Source organism: Micromonospora chokoriensis (assembly GCF_900091505.1).
Taxonomy (GTDB): domain Bacteria; phylum Actinomycetota; class Actinomycetes; order Mycobacteriales; family Micromonosporaceae; genus Micromonospora; species Micromonospora chokoriensis.
Genome location: NZ_LT607409.1, coordinates 1,351,991 through 1,369,986, shown reverse-complemented (window position 1 = coordinate 1,369,986; position 17,996 = coordinate 1,351,991). Strand labels below are relative to the sequence as shown.

Annotated in this window: 15 protein-coding genes; 7 read left to right on the top strand and 8 right to left on the bottom strand. The window is 71.7% G+C overall.

Features of this window, described 5'->3' with window-relative positions; genetic code table 11:
• Positions 1 to 10: 10 nt before the first annotated feature.
• Positions 11 to 3,205: a UvrD-helicase domain-containing protein gene (locus GA0070612_RS06395; protein WP_088987083.1), complete on the top strand. Its 3,195-nt coding sequence runs from the start codon at positions 11 to 13 to the stop codon at positions 3,203 to 3,205.
• A gap of 102 nt (positions 3,206 to 3,307) precedes the next feature.
• Here the strand turns inward: GA0070612_RS06395 and GA0070612_RS06390 are convergent, their stop codons facing one another.
• Positions 3,308 to 3,949 carry an A24 family peptidase gene (locus GA0070612_RS06390; RefSeq protein ID WP_088987082.1) on the bottom strand — a complete coding sequence of 214 codons (642 nt, stop codon included), beginning with the start codon at positions 3,947 to 3,949 and terminating at the stop codon, positions 3,308 to 3,310.
• 10 nt (positions 3,950 to 3,959) lie between these two features.
• The gene (locus tag GA0070612_RS06385; protein WP_197699317.1) at positions 3,960 to 4,964 is read right to left on the bottom strand and encodes an EamA family transporter; all 1,005 of its coding nucleotides are present in this window, start codon (positions 4,962 to 4,964) and stop codon (positions 3,960 to 3,962) included.
• A 345-nt stretch (positions 4,965 to 5,309) separates the two neighbouring features.
• Between GA0070612_RS06385 and GA0070612_RS06380 the strand changes: the two genes are divergently transcribed.
• The 3 genes from GA0070612_RS06380 to GA0070612_RS06370 all read left to right on the top strand — a co-directional run bounded on the left by GA0070612_RS06380 (position 5,310) and on the right by GA0070612_RS06370 (position 8,068).
• The gene (locus GA0070612_RS06380) at positions 5,310 to 5,831 is read left to right on the top strand and encodes an LppU/SCO3897 family protein (RefSeq protein ID WP_088991303.1); all 522 of its coding nucleotides are present in this window, start codon (positions 5,310 to 5,312) and stop codon (positions 5,829 to 5,831) included.
• A gap of 399 nt (positions 5,832 to 6,230) precedes the next feature.
• On the top strand, positions 6,231 to 6,689 hold the full coding sequence (locus tag GA0070612_RS32905) for an LppU/SCO3897 family protein (RefSeq protein ID WP_088987081.1): 459 nt from the start codon (positions 6,231 to 6,233) through the stop codon (positions 6,687 to 6,689).
• A gap of 137 nt (positions 6,690 to 6,826) precedes the next feature.
• Positions 6,827 to 8,068, top strand: a complete 1,242-nt coding sequence (locus tag GA0070612_RS06370; protein WP_088987080.1) for an ATP-binding protein — start codon at positions 6,827 to 6,829, stop codon at positions 8,066 to 8,068.
• Positions 8,069 to 8,122: 54 nt separating this feature from the next.
• On the opposite strand, the gene GA0070612_RS06365 is transcribed toward GA0070612_RS06370, so the two are convergent.
• Entirely contained in the window at positions 8,123 to 8,671 is a 549-nt protein-coding gene (locus GA0070612_RS06365) for a GNAT family N-acetyltransferase (RefSeq protein WP_088987079.1), read from the bottom strand.
• 133 nt (positions 8,672 to 8,804) lie between these two features.
• Here GA0070612_RS06365 and GA0070612_RS06360 point away from each other — a divergent pair, with 133 nt between their 5' ends.
• Entirely contained in the window at positions 8,805 to 9,350 is a 546-nt protein-coding gene (locus GA0070612_RS06360) for a DoxX family protein (RefSeq protein ID WP_088987078.1), read from the top strand.
• A 214-nt stretch (positions 9,351 to 9,564) separates the two neighbouring features.
• Complete coding sequence (locus GA0070612_RS06355) at positions 9,565 to 11,010, top strand: glycosyltransferase 87 family protein (RefSeq protein ID WP_088987077.1); 1,446 nt, start codon at positions 9,565 to 9,567, stop codon at positions 11,008 to 11,010.
• Between the two features lie 6 nt (positions 11,011 to 11,016).
• On the opposite strand, the gene GA0070612_RS06350 is transcribed toward GA0070612_RS06355, so the two are convergent.
• From GA0070612_RS06350 to GA0070612_RS06330, 5 genes are all read right to left on the bottom strand, one after another.
• Positions 11,017 to 11,445 carry a molybdenum cofactor biosynthesis protein MoaE gene (locus tag GA0070612_RS06350; protein WP_088987076.1) on the bottom strand — a complete coding sequence of 143 codons (429 nt, stop codon included), beginning with the start codon at positions 11,443 to 11,445 and terminating at the stop codon, positions 11,017 to 11,019.
• Positions 11,442 to 12,698 (bottom strand): molybdopterin molybdotransferase MoeA, encoded by a 1,257-nt coding sequence (locus GA0070612_RS06345; protein WP_088987075.1) that lies wholly within the window; start codon positions 12,696 to 12,698, stop codon positions 11,442 to 11,444. The genes GA0070612_RS06350 and GA0070612_RS06345 overlap by 4 nt, the downstream gene beginning before the upstream one ends.
• A gap of 109 nt (positions 12,699 to 12,807) precedes the next feature.
• Positions 12,808 to 13,278: a MogA/MoaB family molybdenum cofactor biosynthesis protein gene (locus GA0070612_RS06340; protein WP_088987074.1), complete on the bottom strand. Its 471-nt coding sequence runs from the start codon at positions 13,276 to 13,278 to the stop codon at positions 12,808 to 12,810.
• Entirely contained in the window at positions 13,275 to 13,766 is a 492-nt protein-coding gene (gene moaC, locus GA0070612_RS06335; RefSeq protein WP_088987073.1) for a cyclic pyranopterin monophosphate synthase MoaC, read from the bottom strand. The genes GA0070612_RS06340 and moaC overlap by 4 nt, the downstream gene beginning before the upstream one ends.
• Positions 13,767 to 13,982: 216 nt before the next feature.
• Complete coding sequence (locus tag GA0070612_RS06330; RefSeq protein ID WP_088987072.1) at positions 13,983 to 14,732, bottom strand: AfsR/SARP family transcriptional regulator; 750 nt, start codon at positions 14,730 to 14,732, stop codon at positions 13,983 to 13,985.
• Positions 14,733 to 15,455: 723 nt separating this feature from the next.
• Between GA0070612_RS06330 and GA0070612_RS06325 the strand changes: the two genes are divergently transcribed.
• On the top strand, positions 15,456 to 17,978 hold the full coding sequence (locus GA0070612_RS06325; protein ID WP_167393603.1) for a putative bifunctional diguanylate cyclase/phosphodiesterase: 2,523 nt from the start codon (positions 15,456 to 15,458) through the stop codon (positions 17,976 to 17,978).
• Positions 17,979 to 17,996 lie beyond the last annotated feature (18 nt).

Genomic DNA, 17,996 nt, shown 5'->3' with positions numbered 1-17,996 from the left:
AGGATGCGGCGTGCCTCCGTTCAGCGCCGTACCCCCCGGTGGCCTACCGCCATTCGTCGCGGACCTGCACATCCATTCGAAATACTCGCGCGCGTGCAGCCGCGACCTCACCACGCCGAATCTCGCGTGGTGGGCCCGCCGTAAGGGCATCGGTCTGCTCGGCACCGGCGATTTCACCCACCCTGCCTGGTACGACCACCTGCGGGAGACCCTTCGGCCCGCCGAGCCGGGGCTGTACCGGCTCGACGCCGACGCGGAACGGGACGTCGCCCGCCGGCTGCCTCCCCGACTGGCGAGCGCTGCCGAGGCGGACCCGGTCCGGTTCATGTTGAGCGTGGAGATCTCCACCATCTACAAGCGGGACGACCGGACCCGCAAGGTGCACCACCTGATCTACCTGCCCGACCTGGACGCGGTAGCGCGGTTCAACACCGCGCTCGGCCGGATCGGCAACCTCGGCTCGGACGGCCGACCGATCCTCGGCCTGGACTCCCGCGACCTGCTGGAGATCACCCTGGAGGCGAGCCCGGACGGCTTCCTGGTGCCGGCGCACATCTGGACGCCGTGGTTCTCCGCGCTGGGCTCCAAGTCGGGCTTCGACGCGATCGCGGACTGCTACGCCGACCTGGCCGAGCACATCTTCGCGGTGGAGACCGGGCTCTCGTCCGATCCGGCGATGAACTGGCGGGTCGGCAGTCTGGACGGCTACCAGTTGGTGTCCAACTCGGATGCGCACTCCCCGCCGGCCCTGGGCCGGGAGGCGACGGTGCTGACCGCCGAGCGCACCTACTTCGCCGTCCGGGATGCGCTGCGGACCGGCGCGGGCCTGGCCGGCACCATCGAGTTCTTTCCGGAGGAGGGCAAGTACCACGCCGACGGGCACCGGCTGTGCGGCGTCAACTGGTCGCCGGAGCGCACCCGCGAGGCCGGCGGTCGTTGCCCCGAGTGCGGCAAACCCCTCACCGTGGGCGTCCTCAGCCGGGTCGAGGAGCTGGCCGACCGCCCGGAGGGGCACCGGCCGGCGGGCGCCCGGGACGTCACCCACCTGGTGCCGCTGGCCGAGATCCTCGGTGAGATCAACAAGGTGGGCGCCCGGTCGAAGAAGGTCGAGGGGCGACTCAACGAGTTGGTGGCGACGCTCGGCCCCGAGTTGGAGATCCTGACCAGCACACCGCTCACCGACATCGCCCAGACCGGCGGGGAACTCCTCGCGGAGGGCATCGGACGGTTGCGGCGGGGCGAGGTACGTCGGGTGCCGGGCTACGACGGCGAGTACGGGGTGATCACGCTCTTCGACCCGGCGGAGTTGGGCGCTCACGCGGGCACGGCACAGGAGACTCTGTTCGACGTACCCGTGCCGGCGCAGCGACGTCCCTCGGAGCCGACGGCCCGCGCGACGGCCAAGCGCCCGGCGGCGGCCAAGGCCGAGCCGAAGCGCAAGCCGACCCCGCCGCCCGCGCCACCGATCGCGCCGCCACCGTCACCGCACGAGCCGTTCGAGCCGATGCTGTCCGGCATGGAGGAGGTCGGCACCGGTCTGCTGGACCGGCTGGACGCGATGCAGCGGGTGGCCGCCTCCGCCCCCGGCGGGCCGCTGCTCATCGTCGCCGGTCCGGGCACCGGCAAGACGCGGACGCTCACGCACCGGATCGCGTACCTCTGCGCGGAGCTGAACGTCTTCCCGGAGCACTGTCTGGCGATCACGTTCACCCGTCGCGCCGCCGAGGAGCTGCGGCACCGCCTCGACGGCCTGCTCGGCCCGGTCGCCGAGGACGTCACCGTCGGCACGTTCCACGCCCTGGGGTTGACCATCCTTCGGGAGAACGCCGCGGCCGTGGGTCTGCCGGGCGACTTCCGGATCGCCGACGACGCCGAGCGGGCGGCGGCGCGGGTGGAGGCCGGTGACGACAGCGCCGGCTACACGGCGCTGCTGCGCAAGCAGGACCTGGTCGACCTGGACGAGCTGGTGAGCCTGCCGGTGGAGTTGTTGCGCGCCGATCGTGGGCTGGTGCAGCGCTACCGGGACCGCTGGCGGTGGATCTTCGTCGACGAGTACCAGGACGTCGACGAGACGCAGTACGAGCTGCTGCGGCTGCTCAGCCCGGCGGACGGCAACCTCTGCGCGATCGGCGACCCGGACCAGGCGATCTATTCGTTCCGGGGTGCCGACGTCGGCTATTTCCTGCGCTTCTCCGAGGACTTCACGGACGCCCGGTTGGTCCGACTCAACCGCAACTACCGCTCGTCCGCGCCGATCCTGGCCGCCGCCGTGCAGGCCATCGCGCCGTCCTCGCTGGTTAGTGGCCGGCGACTGGACCCGGCCCGCCTCGACCCGGAGGCCCCGCTGGTCGGGCGCTTCCCGGCGGCGTCCGTCGCCGAGGAGACCGACTTCGTGGTCCGCACCGTCGACGAACTGGTCGGCGGGTTGTCGCACCGCTCGCTGGACTCGGGCCGGATCGACGGCCGCTCCACGACGTTGTCGTTCTCCGACATCGCCGTGCTGTACCGCACCGACGCGCAGGCCGCACCCGTCGTGGACGCCCTGACCAGGGCCAACATCCCGGTGCAGAAGCGGTCCCACGACCGACTGCGGGACCGGCCCGGGGTGGCGGCCATCGCCCGCGAGTTGCGGCACGCCGACGGTTTGGCCGGCCCGCTGGCCGCCCGGGTGCGACTGGCTGGCCAGGTGGTCGCGGAGCGGTTCGCCGTGCCCACCCTCGACGGCGTCGGCGGCACGGTCCGTCCCGAGGACGTCCGTTCGGCCGTGGACCTGCTGACCCCACTGGCCCGCCGCTGCGGGGACGACCTGGAGGCGTTCCTGTCGCAGTTGGCGACCGGCGCGGAGGTGGACGCGCTCGACCCGCGCGCGGAGGCGGTCACGCTGCTCACCCTGCACGCGGCGAAGGGCCTGGAGTTTCCGGTGGTGTTCCTGATCGGTGTCGAGGACGGGTTGCTGCCGCTGCGGTGGCCCGGCTCGACACCCGACGAGGAGGCGGTCGCCGAGGAGCGTCGGCTCTTCTTCGTCGGCCTCACCCGCGCCCAGGACCGGCTCTACGTCAGCCACGCCGCCCGGCGTACCCGGCACGGCGTGGAGCGGGACTGCGTTCCGTCGCCGTTCCTCGGTGTCATCGACCCCGGCCTGTTCGAGCGGTTCGGCGAGACGGAGCCACGCCGTCCCAAGGACCGTCAACTCCGCCTGATCTGACGGTCCGAGCCGTGACGCCGGCCAGCACGAACCCTCGCCCGCACCATGACGCGTAGGCGGGCTGCCGGACGGCTGCTACGGAGGGTGAAAGCAGCGGGCTGGTCAGCCGAGCAGGGCGGCGAGCCAGGCGCCCGCGAGCAGGGCCGGCCCGAGCGGCAACAGGGTGTCCCGGCGGACCCGGCGCGCGGCGAGCAGGCCGACCACCAGCGTGCCGTGGAGCAGGTGCGGCAGGAACAGCCCGACCAGCAGGGCGTCCCGACCCAGCCAGCCGAGCGGCAGGCCGAGGGCGGCAGCGAGTTTCACGTCTCCGAAGCCCAGTCGGGAGCCGGGGAGCACTGCCAGCAGCACGTGCGCCGCACCCGCGACCGTCGCGCCGGTCAACGCGCCGAGCAGTCGGGCCGGCTCGTCGGCCAGCAGCGCCGTGGCGGTCAAGCCGGCGAGCGCCAGCAGCCCGGCGGCGAGGACCAGCGGGTCGGGCAGACGCAGACAGGCCAGGTCGACCCGGGCCAGCACCAGCCCCACCGCCGCCACCATGAGGAAGACCGGTAACGCGGGCTCGTCACCGTGTGCGACGGCGAGCCCGCCGAACACCGCAGCCGACACCATCGGGCTGAGCCAGATCCAGGCACCACGTCGAGGCCGCGGTCGGGCCGGCGGGTCGGTGAAGCGCAGAGCCAGCGAGGGTACGACGACACCGACCAGCCCGCCGAGCACCGCCACCCCGACCAGAGCAGCGGCCGACATGGCCCGGAGGCTACCGGCGCTCGCTCACCGGCGAGGTCCCCAATCGTGATCCCGCGCTCGCCCGGCGCGGCCGTTCCGTGCTCACCACCAGTGCGACACCGGCCACGATGACCGCTCCGCCGAGCAGCACCTGCGGGGTGATCGGCTCGGCGACCAGCAGCGCACCGAGCGCCACCGCGACCGCCGGGTTGACGTAGGCGTACGTCGACACCAACGAGATGGGCGCGTTGTGCAGCAGCCAGACGTACGCGGTGAAGGCCACCAGCGAGCCGGCCACCATGAGGTAGCCCAGCGCCAGCCAGGAGCGCGCGCTGACCTGCGCCGGGTGGAAGTCGCTCAGCTCGCCCCGACCGGCGGAGACGACGGCCAGCACCAGGGCACCGGCCAGCATCTCGTACACCGTCGCGACGAACGGGTCGGTGGGCATCCGGATGCGTCCGGACAGGAACGACCCGAACGACCAGGAGGTCGCCGCCGCCACCACTGTCAACGCCCCCACCAGCGGCACCGCGTCCGAACTGCCGGCGGGCAGCACCAGCAGCACCAGACCGGCGAAGCCGACCGTGACCCCGGCGAACGTCCAGAGCGGGGGCCGGTCGCCGGTGGCCGAACGCAACAGCACCACCAGCAGCGGCACTGTCGCCACCAGCAGCGCGGCGATGCCGGAGGGCAGCGCCACCCCGGGTGGCCCGGACTCGGCGAGCACCACCAGGCCGTTGCCGCCGGCGAGCAGGAGTACGCCGACCAGCGCGGCCGAGCCGAGTTGCCGGCGGTCGACCCGCAGCGCGCCGGGCCCTCGACGCAGCCGCAGCACCACCGCCAGGATCAGCCCGGCCACCGCGAACCGCAGGGCTGCCGACAGCAGCGGCGGCAGCGTCTCCACAGTGATCCGGATGGCCAGATAGGTGGATCCCCAGAGCAGGTAGACCACGATCAACGCGGTCCAGATCAGGGTCGGTGTGGTGCCTGCGCGGCGGCCGGCGAGGGCTGCGGCGCTCGGTGGAGGTGAGCTCATCAGTGGACCACGCTACGGTGACGTCGGAGTCGGCGTCGCGTGTTGGTGGCCGGCCTCTCACCACTCGTGCAGGAGGGCGGCATGACGAACTACGGACCACCGGGCGGAGGCGACCCGGGACCGTGGCGTGGGCAACGACCCGACGAGACGCCCGGACGGCCGATGCAGCAGCCTTATCCGCCCGCGAACGAGCAGTACCCGCCTGCGGTTCCGTCGTATCCGCGCGCCCCGCAGGGGAGACCCGGACCCTACGACGGCCCAGGTCCCGCTTCCTACGGGGGCGGCTCCGAGGGGCGCTACGGGCGTGAGCAGGGGTCACCGCCCTACGGCGGCTCGTACGGGGCGATCCCGGCGTACGGGCAGCCGTACCGGCCGGACGAGACCCCGTACGGCGGCGATCCTGCTCCGGCGCCAGGCCGGCGCGGTCGGGGGCCGCTGATCGCGGTTCTGGCCGTCGTACTGCTGGTGGTGGCCGCCGGTGGTGCCTTCTGGCTGCTCCGCGGGCAGGACGATCCCGCACCCTTGGCCGCACCCAGCGACTCACCAGTTGCCGGTGAACCGAGTGCGGACGCGGACGTCGCCGCGCCCGCCCCGAGCGGCGCCGCTCCGGAATCGTCGGCCGATCCCCGGTTCGCCAAGGTCGGCCAGTGTGTCCGCAACGACGGTGCCGCGGGCGGCAAGCCCAAGCTGCTGATCAGCGGCTGCGCGGCGAAGACGTACGAGGTGCTGAGCCGGGTCGACGGCGCGACCAGCGGCGAGCGTGACGCCGAGGCCAAGTGCAGCAAGGTCGAGGGGTACACCAACTGGTACTTCTTCGACAGCGAGCTGGACACCCTCGACTTCGTCCTCTGCCTCAAACAACGCTGAGACCACCCACCCCGGGGATATGACATGACGACCTACGGACCACCGGGCTCCGACCAGCCGGACGACCGTCAGCAGCGCCCTTCCGAGGGGTCCGGCGGCCCGCCACCGGTCGATCCGACACTGCCGCAGTGGGGTCCGCCGCCGCCCGCCGAGGACCCGACCCGGCAGCAGTGGGGCCCTCCACCGAGTGGAGCGGAACCGCCCACCGCCCCGATGTGGGCACCCCCGCCCAGCAACCCGGAGCCTCCGACCGAACCGATGTGGGCACCGCCGCCGACCTCGGGTCCGGGTTACCCGCCGCCCGGGCCGTTCCCGCCACCTGGGCCGTTCCCGCCGCCCGGGCCGGTCCCGGGTCAGCCGTCCGCGCCGTGGGGCCCGCCGCCTCCGGGCGGCTTCGGCATGCCGCCCGGCGCTCCGGTGAAGACCAACGGCCGCAAGATCGCCCTCATCATCGCGCTGGTGGTGCTGCTCCTGCTCTGCCCGTGCCTCGGCCTGGCCGGCTGGGCGATCTGGAGAGTGGCGGACGCCACCAAGGACGTCGAGCCCAAGCCGTCGGTGAGCATGCCGGTGCGTCCGCCCGTCCTGCCCAGCGCGGCACCGACGCCGGCCCTGCCGAGCCCTCCCGACCCGGACGAGGAGTTCGCCCGGGGCGACTGCGTGGTGAACGAGGGCACCGAGGACGACGCGGAGCTGCGCAAGGTGCCGTGTGGCCCGAACACGTACCAGGTGCTGTTGCGGATCCCGGCGACCACCGACGGGGACCGGTGCGAGACGCTCGCGCCGCAGGCGACAGCGAACTATGTGCACGACAACTCGATCGACCTGTTCGACTACGTCCTCTGCCTGAAGAAACGCTAGCCGCCGCTTGGCAAAACTAGGGCCGTCTAGCGTCCAAGCTAGACAGCCCTAGTTTTGTCTCGACGGCCTCGACACGCCGGTAGCCCCATCTATCCATGTCTAGCCCCGCAGCTAGATGGCCCGATACTCTCCAATGCGTGGATCCGGTCCGCAACCCGTACGCGCCGGGCGCCGGCCAGCGTCCGCCCGAGCTCGCCGGGCGGGGGCGGGAGCTGGACGTCTTCGACATCGTGCTGGAACGCATCGCACGGGGTCGCCCCGAGCGCAGCCTGATGCTCACCGGGCTGCGGGGCGTCGGCAAGACGGTCCTGCTCAACACCCTCCGGTCCCAGGCCATCAACCATCTCTGGGGCAGCGGCAAGATCGAGGCGCGGCCGGACCAGTCGTTGCGTCGCCCGGTCGCCGCCGCCCTGCACATGGCCGTCCGGGAGCTCGCCCCCCGACACCGGGCACCGGACCGGATCGACACCTTCCTCGGCGTCCTCAAGGCGTTCGCCCAACGCTCCGCCCCGACCGGCCGGGCCGGCGCCGCCCCGAAACTGCGCGACCGGTGGCAGCCCGGCATCGACGTGCCGGCGGCCAGCGGCCGGGCCGACTCCGGCGACATCGAGATCGACCTGGTCGAGCTGCTCAGTGACGCCGCCGCCGTGGCCAGTGACGTGGGCACCGGCATCGCCGTCTTCATCGACGAGATGCAGGACCTGGGCCCGGAGGACGTGTCGGCGCTCTGCGCCGCCTGCCACGAGCTGTCCCAGCTCGGCGCACCCCTGATCGTGGTCGGCGCCGGCCTACCGCACCTGCCGGCGGTGCTCAGCGCCGCCAAGTCGTACTCCGAGCGGTTGTTCCGCTACCAGCGCATCGACCGGCTCGACCGGATCGCCGCCGACCAGGCGCTCTGCGCGCCGGCCGAGCGCGAGGAGGTCGAGTACGAACAGAAGGCGCTCGACCTGCTCTACGAGAAGTCCGGCGGCTATCCGTACTTCGTCCAGGCGTACGGCAAGGCGACCTGGGATCACGCGCCGCGCTCGCCGATCACCGCCGCCGACGTGCGGGTCGCCGCACCGGAGGCGGAGGCGGAACTGGCGGTCGGGTTCTTCGGCTCCCGATTCGAGCGGGCCACGCCCGCCGAGCGCGAATACATGCGGGCGATGGCCACGTTGTCCGCTGTCGAGGGCGACGCTTCAGCGGTGGTCCGCGACGACATGGACGCCGCGGTGCCCACCGCCGAGATCGCCCGGGCACTCGGCCGCAAGCCCGCCAGCCTGTCCCCGGCCCGCGACGCGCTCATCAAGAAGGGGCTGATCTACTCCGGTGAGCGGGGCACTGTCGCCTTCACGGTGCCGCACTTCGGCCGGTACCTACGCACCCAACCGGCCTGACGCCGGCACCTGCGCACCCAACCGGCCTGACCGTCACCGACCGCGTCGACGCGGTCAGACCTTGGACCAGGGCGCCGGAAAGAGCACCTCACCGCGGGGTGGGGGGCCCTCCTCGCTGGTGGACGGTGGCAGCACCAACGCCTGCCACGGCTCACCGAGACCAGCCCACGGCCCGGTCAGGCCCAGCTCCGCCGCCGGGCCGAAGCCGAACCGGCGGTAGAACGCCGGGTCGCCGAGCACCACGACCAGCCGCTCACCCAACTCGGTGGAGGCGTCCAACGCGGCCTGCACGACCGACGTGCCGTGCCCGACGCGCTGCCGGTGCGGTGCCACCGCAACCGGACCGAGTGCCAGGACGGGAACGTCCGCACCCCGCTCCGGCCGCACACGCACCCGGGTGAGCAGCGCGTAACCGACCACCTCACCGCCGTACTCCGCGACCATGGCCAGCTCCGGCAGCCAGGCGGCGGTGCCGCGCAGCTCGTCGACGAGGCTCACCTCCGGCGGTGTCGCCACGTCCGGACGGGCGAAGGCAGCGCGCAGAACGCGGCGTACCGAGCCGGCGTCGGCCGGGTCCTCGGGGCGTAGCCGCAGCGTGGTCACCCGCGCGACGTTACCCGCCGCAGCCAGTCCATCCGTGACTGTCGCTCGAATCGGCGTGGCGCACGTGCACGGGCACCGATCCGATCCGGCCGTTGCCGGGGTAGCAACCGCCCAGACGGGGTATGACTGATCCATGACGCCCGTACGCTCCCTCGCCCGAGCCATGCTGAGCGGCATCTTCGTGGTCCAGGGTTACCGCAACTTCCGCGACCCGGGCCGGCTCGCGGTGGCCGCCCAGCCGGTGACCGAGAAGGTCGCACCGCTTCTGAAGAAGGCTCACCCGAGCTTTCCCACCGAGACGGAGGCGTTGATCCGACTCAACGCCGCGGTGCAGGTCGGTGCCGGGTTGATGCTCGCCACCGGCCGCTTCAGTCGACCTGCCGCTCTGGTCCTCGCCGGCACGTTGGTGCCGGTCACCGTCGCCGGGCATCCCTTCTGGAAGAACGACGACCCGACCGCCAGGAACAACAACCAGATCCACGCCATGAAGAACCTGGGCATCCTCGGCGGTCTCCTGCTGGCCGCTGCCGACACCGGCGGCAAGCCCGGTCTGCGGTGGCGGACGGGTCACCGCATCGGCCACTCTCGACGTTCCGTGCAACGCGCCGTCCGTACGGCCCGACGTGAGGCCCGGATCGCCGTCCGGTCCGCATCGACCGCGCGCCGACTCCCCGGCTGAACTGCGTCGATCCGTCTCCGAGCCACCCCCACCCCCGCTAAGGCCGCGAATTACCTGAACCACCCGGTAGGCGTTAACGCGGTGGAAATGTCAAAAACATGTGTGGGATCGGACACGGTCGCATAACGCGGGAGGCACTGACGTGAGGCGCCGTTCTAGGCTCCGTGCAGGACCTGGACGGATAGGACAACCTTGGTACGGGGGTGGCCACGCCATGCCGACGGCTGTCGGTAGACGGGCGGACCGCCTCGCCCCAATCCAACGCGTGACGCGCGGGATCGATCGCAGGAACGTCGTACGGGGCGCCATCGTGGCCGCCGTCGCCTACGCCGCATGGCTCGCCATCGGCACCTTCGGGCGGCCGTACAACTTCTTCGATATGAAGATCTACCACGGTGCCGTGGTGTGGTGGGCGAGCGGACACGAGCTCTATGAGTTCATCGCGCCCGGGACCACGCTGGGCTTCACCTACCCGCCGTTCGCCGGCCTGGTCATGTTGCCGATGGCGCAGTTGCCGATCGGCATGGCGGGCATGGTCAACGCCGCCGCCAGCATCGCCGCGTTGGCGCTGGTCCTAGCCGGGTTGCTGCGCCCCATCGTGGACCGGTTGGCGTGGCCACTGTGGTTCACGGTGGCCCTGGCGGTGCCGCTCGCGGTCGCCATCGAACCGGCTCGGGAAACCCTCGGCTACGGCCAGGTCAACATCCTGCTGTTCGCCCTGATCATGGCGGATCTGATCGGCCTCCGCTGGCGCTCCCGCCGAGGCACCCACTACGCCGCCACCGACGGCCCGCTGCTGCGCTTCGTCTACGGCGGAGCCTGGGCCGGCGCCGGCATCGGCTTGGCCACCGCGGTCAAGCTCACCCCGGCACTGTTCATCGCGTACCTGCTCATCACCCGCCAGTGGCGGGTGGCGGCCACCGCCATCGGCACCACGATCGGCGTGACGGTGGCGAGCTTCGCGATCGTCGGCGACGAGTCACGGACGTACTTCGGCAGCGTGCTCTGGCAGACCGAACGGGTCGGCGCGGCGGACATGACGCCCAACCAGTCACTCGCCGGCCTGCTCGCCCGGCTGTACGACTCGATCGAGACCCCCGGGCTGCTCTGGTTCGCCTTCTCGGTGCTGATCCTGGCGCTGGGGCTGTCCCGCGCGGCCAGTTCCCGTGCCGACGGTGACGAGCTGACCGCGTTTACGCTCGTCGGTCTGACCGCGAACGTGATCAGCCCGATCTCCTGGACGCATCACCTGGTCTGGGTGATCCCGGCGATCATCGTGCTGGCCGACGCCGCCGTGCGCCGCCGGGAGGCGAGTCGCACGATGCCGCAGCGCACCGGCCAGGGGCCCGTGTTCGGCGGACTGCCCGGGGTCAACGGGCTCCGCTCGCCGATCTGGTATCCCACCCTCACCGGCCTCCGTCACGGCGCTGCCGCGATCGGGCTCTACCTGCTGTTCCTGATCTCCCCGATCTGGCCGTACGAGCACCAGCTGCCGGAGATGTCGCACTACCAGGACGGTCTCTTCGGGGCCCTGATGGAGAACTCGCTCGCTGTCGCGTTGATCGTGCTGGTCGCCGCGCTGCCCTGGCGGCCCGGTGCCGAGCCCGCGTTCTACGGTGACCGGCTCGCCAGGGCGGCGGTACTCGGCAGCCGTCGGTGAGCCCGGTCAGGGGCAGTTGACCCACTCCTCGGTGCCGTCGGTGAAGACCTGCCGTTTCCAGATCGGCAGGCGCGCCTTGACCTCGTCGACCAGCCGGGCGCAGGCGGCGAAGGCCGCCGCCCGGTGCGCGGTGCTCACCGCGGCGACAAGCGCCACGTCACCGATCTCCAGTGGGCCGACCCGGTGCGAGACGGCCACCGCGTAAACGTCGGGTTCCGCGGCGATCTCGGCGGCCACCTCGCGCAGCACCTGAGCGGCGCTCGGGTGTCCCTCGTATTCCAGGCTGGTGACCTGGCGCCCGTGGTCGTGGTCGCGGACCACGCCCTGGAAGGACACCACAGCGCCGGCCCGCCGGTCGGCGACCGCCGCCTCGTGCGTGGCAAGGTCGAGCGGCTGGTCGGTGACCTCACCGAAGGTGATCGCCGGCGCGGTCATGACGCACGCTCCCCGGGCAGCAACGGCAGCGGCACGATCGGCACACGGTCACCCGGCTCGCCTCTGGTGCCGGGCCGGATGACGGCGAAGCCGTCCGCGCCGGCCAGGCCACGAAGCATCGCCGACCCGACGTGTCGCACCGGAGACGCGGTGCCCGCGGCCCGGTCCAGACGCACCAGCGCCAGATGGGTGTGATCACCACGGCCGGGCACCGCCTCGGCCAGCGTGGCCTGCGGCAGCACGGGCATCGAGCGCCCCTGGAGGCCGGCGAGCAGCGGGGCGACCAGCGACACCAGCGCGACGATGGCGGACTGTGGGTTGCCCGGCAGCCCGGCCACGAACCTGATCCGCCCGTCGGGGTCGGCCAGCCGGGCCAGCAACATCGGGAAGCCCGGCCGGACCGCGACGGTGTTGACCACGTAGTCGGCGCCGAGCGCCTCCAGGGTCGGGTGCAGGTGGTCGACCGGGCCGTTCATCGTGCCGCCGGTGGTGCACACCAGGTCGGCGCTGGCCAATGCCGACCGCAGGGCCGCCACGTGCGCGGGCAGGGTATCGGCCACCGGGCCCACCACGTCCGACTGTCGGACCTGGCAGCCGTAGCGCCGTAGCCACGCGGGCACCGCCGGACCCAACGCGTCCCGGACACGACCGGCCGCGGGCGGCCCAGCGGTCAACAGCTCGTCGCCGAAGACCAGGAGGGCGGCGCGCGGTGCCCGCCGGACCCGCAGCGTGTCGTGCCCGCAGGAGGCCGCCAGACCGATCACCGCCGGGTCGACCGGCGTGCCGGCCGGCAACAACTCCTCACCGGCGTACGCCTCCTCACCGGGCTGCCGCCACTCCGGCGTCTCCCGGGGAGTGCCGCGCACCAGGCCGTCGGCGGTCGTGGACTCCTCGACGCGCAGAACCGCTGTGGCACCCTCGGGCACCATGGCTCCGGTCGCGATCTCGACTGTGGTGTCGGCCTCGGTGAGCGGCGCCGGGGTGCTGCCCGCCAGCACGCGACCGACGACCCGCCACGGGCCGGCGCCCCGCACCGCCCAGCCGTCGACGCTGGACGTCGGAAAGGCCGGAAGGTCGGTGCGGGTGGTCAACGGCTCGGCCAGGGTGGACCCGTCGATGTCGGCCAGTGGTCGGGCGACGGCGGGCAGGGCGGCGGCGAGACCGACCGCGTAGACCCGCGACCGCGCTTCCTCCCAGCCAGCCGGCGGGGGTGCGGCGACCCGATCCGCTGTGGGTGCGGTTTCCGTGCTCACCGACCGAGCCTATCGGCACGGACCGACACCCGCCCGGGCCTGGCACGGACCGATCGGTGGGCACCACCACCAACCCAGGTGCTCATCGCCATGAACTCGGCGGCCCCCCTCAGTGGTCTCCGCCGCGTAACTGGTCGACGGTGTGCCCGAGGATCGGCCCGAGCACGGCCAAGCCGTCCCGGGCCCCGCCGGTCGAGCCGGGCAGGTTGACCACCAGCATCCGGCCGGCTACCCCGGCCAGCCCTCGGGACAGCACCGACGTGGGCACCCGGTCGCGGCTGTGCGCGCGGATCGCCTCGGCGATGCCGGGAATCTCGTAATCCAGCAGACCGCGGGTCACGTCCGGCGTCCGATCCGACGGGGTCACCCCGGTGCCACCGCTGGTCACCACCACGTCGACACCGTCGGCTCGGGCGGCCCGCAGGGCGACGCCGACCGGCTCCCCGTCGGGCACCACCACCGGCTCGTCGACCTGGCACCCCAACTCGCGCAGGCCCGCGACGAGCAGCGGCCCGCTGGTGTCGGCGTAGACGCCGGCCGAGGCTCGGTTCGATGCCACGATCACCCGGGCCCGGATCACGGCCGGTCCTCCGGGCGAACCCACTCGCCGGTCTTGCCGCCTTCCTTGCGCAGCACCCGCACCGCCTCCACCGAGGCGGCCGGATCGACCGCCTTGACCATGTCGACCAGAGCGAGACCGGCGACGGCGACCGCCGTCAGTGCCTCCATCTCCACTCCGGTGCGATCCGCGGTGCGGGCCGTGGCCGTGATCTCCACGGTGTCGGCGGTCAACCGGAGGTCGACAGTGACGCCGTGCAGCGCGATCGGGTGACACAGCGGGATCAGATCGGGCGTGCGCTTCGCCCCCATGATGCCGGCCAGCCGACCGACCGCCAGCGCGTCACCCTTGGGCAACCCGTCGCGATGCAGCAGGTCGATGACCTCTGGCGTGGTCCGCAGACGGCCGGCCGCGACGGCCAACCGGCCCGTCACCGCCTTGGCGGAGACGTCGACCATGCGGGCCGCGCCGGCGCGGTCGACGTGGCTGAGCTGCGCGGGTTCGGTCACGGTCGTGAGCCTATCGGTGCGGTACGACGGCGCTGGAGAAGGAGCGGCGCCGCGTCGACCGCCACACCGGGTGCTGACGGCGCGCCAGTCCGACGCCGCTCCTCCCTCACCGCCCCGCCGCCGAGGTCGCTGGGGTGACCTGTCGACGGGTGCGTGTCGACGGACCGGCTCTGCCCACGAGCAGAGCCTCCCCCGTTCGCCGATACGGCCGGTAAGTTACCGGGCCGGTCGATAAGAAATCGATAAGCGCTGTTCGGCCGGGTCAGCGCTTCGCGGCGTCGCTCGCGGGGTGTGGTCGTGAGATCGTTGCGCGTCGTAGACGACCAGTGCGCCTGCGTGATCCCCACGCTCGTGCAGCGCGCGCATCAGCAGGGCGTACGCCGGCTCCCGGAGGGGATGCCGCGCGATGACCTCCCGCATCAACGGAATGGCCAGGTCGTCCCGCCCCGACCTCAGGTGTACGTCGGCAAGGAGTTCCACGGCCAGCAGGCGTTCCTCCTCGGCCGCCGCGACCCGTGCGCCGAGAACTGGTCCGAGCGGCAGGCCGGCGAGCATTGCTCCGCGCCAGCGAGCCACGGCGGAACGCAACAGTTCTCCGGCGCGGTCCACGTGGCCGGCCATTAGGGCTTCCCGGCCCGCACTGCGCTCCATCTCGAAGCGGAATACATCAACGGACTCCGGTCCAAGCGTGAGCCGGTAGCCGGTTTGTTGCCTGACGATGACGCCGTGACCGGAGGCGAAAGTCTCGAAGGTCCGACGCAGATTGGCGGCGTACGTCCGCACATTGGCGACCGCGGAGCGTGGTGGACCGTCCGGCCACAACTCGTCGACCAGGTCGTTCAATGTCACCAGTTGACCAGGTTGTACGGCGAGCATCGCGAAGACAGCCTGCTGTTTAGGCGTGCCGAGGTGCAGCTTGCGAGCGGGCAGTTGCACCGAGAGACCGCCCAGAAGTTGAATCTCCACCCGTCCCCCTGGCTCAGCGGGGTATTCAGCCGATCACGCAACGAAGCTTACGGGCACCGGCCGACCTCCACGGGACGGCCGGTGCGAACACCCCGGCATCGGCGGCGACGGCCTGGCGAGATGCAATGCGAACACTGCAAGAACCACCCACCGCCTCGGCGTTCCCAGTCGCTGCCACTTGCTGGGGAGAGGTGGGCGAAAGACTCCGAGCATTCGATTCTCCACCCCCTCCACCCCTAGTCTCGAAGATGCGCCGGAGGTGCCACGATGGGCAAAGTCCAACTAGGGGCAGCTGAGCCGCAGTGAAGGGGATGCCCGGCCCGAGCCGGTGCGCGGTTGACCGAATCGGCGGATGAGTTGCGGCACCTCAAGGCTCACACTGAGCACGCGGTCTAATGGGTCGACATGCTCGCGACATTCCGCGACGGGCCGGCTGCGGGAGGCGAGCATCTGAGCGCTCTCCGCACTGGAACGCAAACCGTATGTTACTTATGCGGACAGGATTGACTAATGTTGAGGATAACGACATTTATCATCCCTAACTAGGGCCAACCCCATTTAAGCTCCATTCGTAGAGAGTCGACTCCAACAGAGCTCGGCGACGTACGAAGGAGAGGGTGGGTGAAATGCGCGGAAACGAGTGGGGCTGACATCGGTGCAGGACTTCTGCATCACCCGGCGATATGGTTGCGAGCACGACAGGCGAGGTAATCCAGGAGTTGCGTGGCCTCTTCACACCGACGCGATGACGGGACCGATCGACGGCTACGGCTGCTCGTCGGTCCCCTCGTCGTTGCCGCCACGATCGTCGCGCTCGCCTCTCTGAGGCTGACCTTCCCCGCAGCCGAAGCTCCGACACCCGACGGAGCGACCCTCGTGACGCTGACCGCCATGATCGCCCTGGGTGCGTTCGTCAAGGCACGAGTGCGTGTCCGGTCCACGGTGCACCTGATCAGTTGGAGCGAGGCGGCGATCGTCATCGCGGCTGCCGTCGCTCCAGTTCCCTGGGTGGTGCTCTGCACCTGCATCGGCATCACTATCGCCTCAGCCCGTCTGCCCGCCATCAAGCTGGCTTTCGGCGTCGGCAAGAACATCCTCGTCGCGGCCGGCGTCGGCATCACCTTCGCGCTGCTCGACTGGACCTGGCCCGCCATGCAGGCCCCGAAACTGGTCGGGATCCTGGCGGTGGCGTACCTTCTCGCTGCCTTCCTCGACGAGTTGCTGGCGATCCCGGTGATCGCGCTCGCCTCCGGCACCAGGATCGCGTCCCAGTTCCGAAGCAACCTCGACCTTCGTCTGGCCGGCTACGCCGTCCGGTTCGTGGTGGCCGCCCTGACCCTGCTCACCCTCCAACTGGACCCCCGCCTCATGCTCGCGGTTCCGCCCCTGGTCCTGAGCCTGCACCTGGCCTACGCCGCGCGCATCCGGGGCCGCACCGAACAGCAGGCGTGGCAGCGGCTCGCCCGCACCACCGACGCGCTCAACGTGGTCGACCTGGACACCGTCCTCACCACCGCCGTCACCCAGGCCGCCGAGCTGTTCTCCGCCGACGAGGTCGAGATCGAGCTGCGCGACGGTGGTCGCACCGTACGCGGCGGCACCGGCGGCATCACCTTCGACGGCCCGACCGGCACGCCCACCACCGTCGACGGCACGATCGTCCCGACCCCGCTGGAGGGACACGACCGGACCATCGACATCGGCGTCCTCCGACTGCGCTTCCACGGCCCGGTGCAACTCTCCGAGCGGGAGCGGTACACCCTGCGTACCTTCGCCTCCGCGCTCTGCACGGCCGTGCGCAACGCCCAGGCGTACGCCGAACTCGCCCGGGTCGCCAACGAACACGCGTACGCGGCGGCACACGACGCGCTGACCGACCTGGCCAACCGTCGGCAACTCCTCGACGAGGGCACCGAGCAGTTGAGCGCCCGGCACGCCGACGGGGTGACCGCGCTGGTGCTGATCGACCTCAACCACTTCAAGGAGGTCAACGACACCCTCGGGCACGCCGCCGGCGACCAGGTGCTGGTGCAGGTCGCCGGCCGCTTGCGGGGCGCAGCCCAGCCCACCGACCTGGTGGCCCGCCTCGGCGGCGACGAGTTCGCCGTACTCCTGCGAGGGCTTCCGGCACCGGCGGTGGCCGCGCACCGGGCCGAGACGCTGCTCGCCGCCCTGCATGAGCCCTTCGAGCTGGACGGCATGCGGATCAGCGTGGAGGCCAGCGGCGGAATCTCCGTCGCCCCGTCCAGCGGTGGCATGGCCGAGCTGCTGCGCCGGGCCGACGTGGCCATGTACCAGGCCAAACGGGCCGGGCAGAGGACCGCCACGTACGCCGCCACGCGGGACACCGCCGACCTGGGCCGCCTCACCCTCGGTGGCGACCTGCCACGTGCGGTCGCCGACCACGAGTTCGTCGTCAACTTCCAACCGATCGTCGACCTGGGCACCGGCGAGGTGACCAGCGCCGAGGCGCTGGCGCGCTGGCACCACCCCACCCACGGCATGATCGACCCGCTGCGCTTCCTGGAGGCCGTGGAGCGTTCCGGCCTGCTGCCGGCCTTCGCCGAGGCGATCCTCGACCAGGCGCTGATCGCCGCGGCCAGGTGGCGGGACGCCGGCTTCGACGTACCGGTAGCGGTGAACGTGTCGCCGCGCAGCCTCCTCGACGCGCGGTTCCCGGGCTCGGTGCTGGCCCGCCTGCGCGCTCACGAGCTACCACCGGACCGGCTGGTGCTGGAGTTGACCGAGACACTGACGCTCAGCCAACTCGACGTGGTCGACCGGGTGCTCGGCCGGCTACGCGACGAGGGTGTCCGACTGGCGTTGGACGACTTCGGCACCGGTTACTCGTCCCTCTCCCTGCTCTCCCGGATCCCGGTGCACGAGCTGAAGATCGACCGGAGTTTCGTCACGACGATGGACAGCTCGGCGGAGGCCGCCGCCGTCATCCGCTCCACCCTCGACCTGGGCCGCAGCCTCGACCTGGACGTGGTGGCCGAGGGGGTGGAGAGCGAGCCGCAGCGGCGGGCCCTGTGGGAGCTGGGCTGCGTCGCCGGCCAGGGGCACCTCTTCGCCCGGCCGATGCCGGCCGGCACTCTGCTCGCAGCGATGCAGCGGGGCTCGGGCGGCCGACCCGGTGCCCTGGCCGCACCCCTGCACGACGCCGGCGCGGTGATCAGGTTGAGTCAGAACCGTCGCCAGGGCGGCCGTTCCCGCACCGACCGCCTCCCGCACCTGCCCGCCTGACCGGCCGCGTCCGGCAAC

Bases quoted from the DNA above. Each gene is read 5' to 3' on its own strand.
- GA0070612_RS06355 (WP_088987077.1), top strand. From the start codon at position 9,565: ATGCCGACGGCTGTCGGTAGACGGGCGGACCGCCTCGCCCCAATCCAA.
- GA0070612_RS06360 (WP_088987078.1), top strand. From the start codon at position 8,805: ATGACGCCCGTACGCTCCCTCGCCCGAGCCATGCTGAGCGGCATCTTC.
- GA0070612_RS06390 (WP_088987082.1), bottom strand. From the start codon at position 3,949: ATGTCGGCCGCTGCTCTGGTCGGGGTGGCGGTGCTCGGCGGGCTGGTC.
- GA0070612_RS32905 (WP_088987081.1), top strand. From the start codon at position 6,231: ATGCCGCCCGGCGCTCCGGTGAAGACCAACGGCCGCAAGATCGCCCTC.
- GA0070612_RS06350 (WP_088987076.1), bottom strand. From the start codon at position 11,445: ATGACCGCGCCGGCGATCACCTTCGGTGAGGTCACCGACCAGCCGCTC.
- GA0070612_RS06385 (WP_197699317.1), bottom strand. From the start codon at position 4,964: ATGAGCTCACCTCCACCGAGCGCCGCAGCCCTCGCCGGCCGCCGCGCA.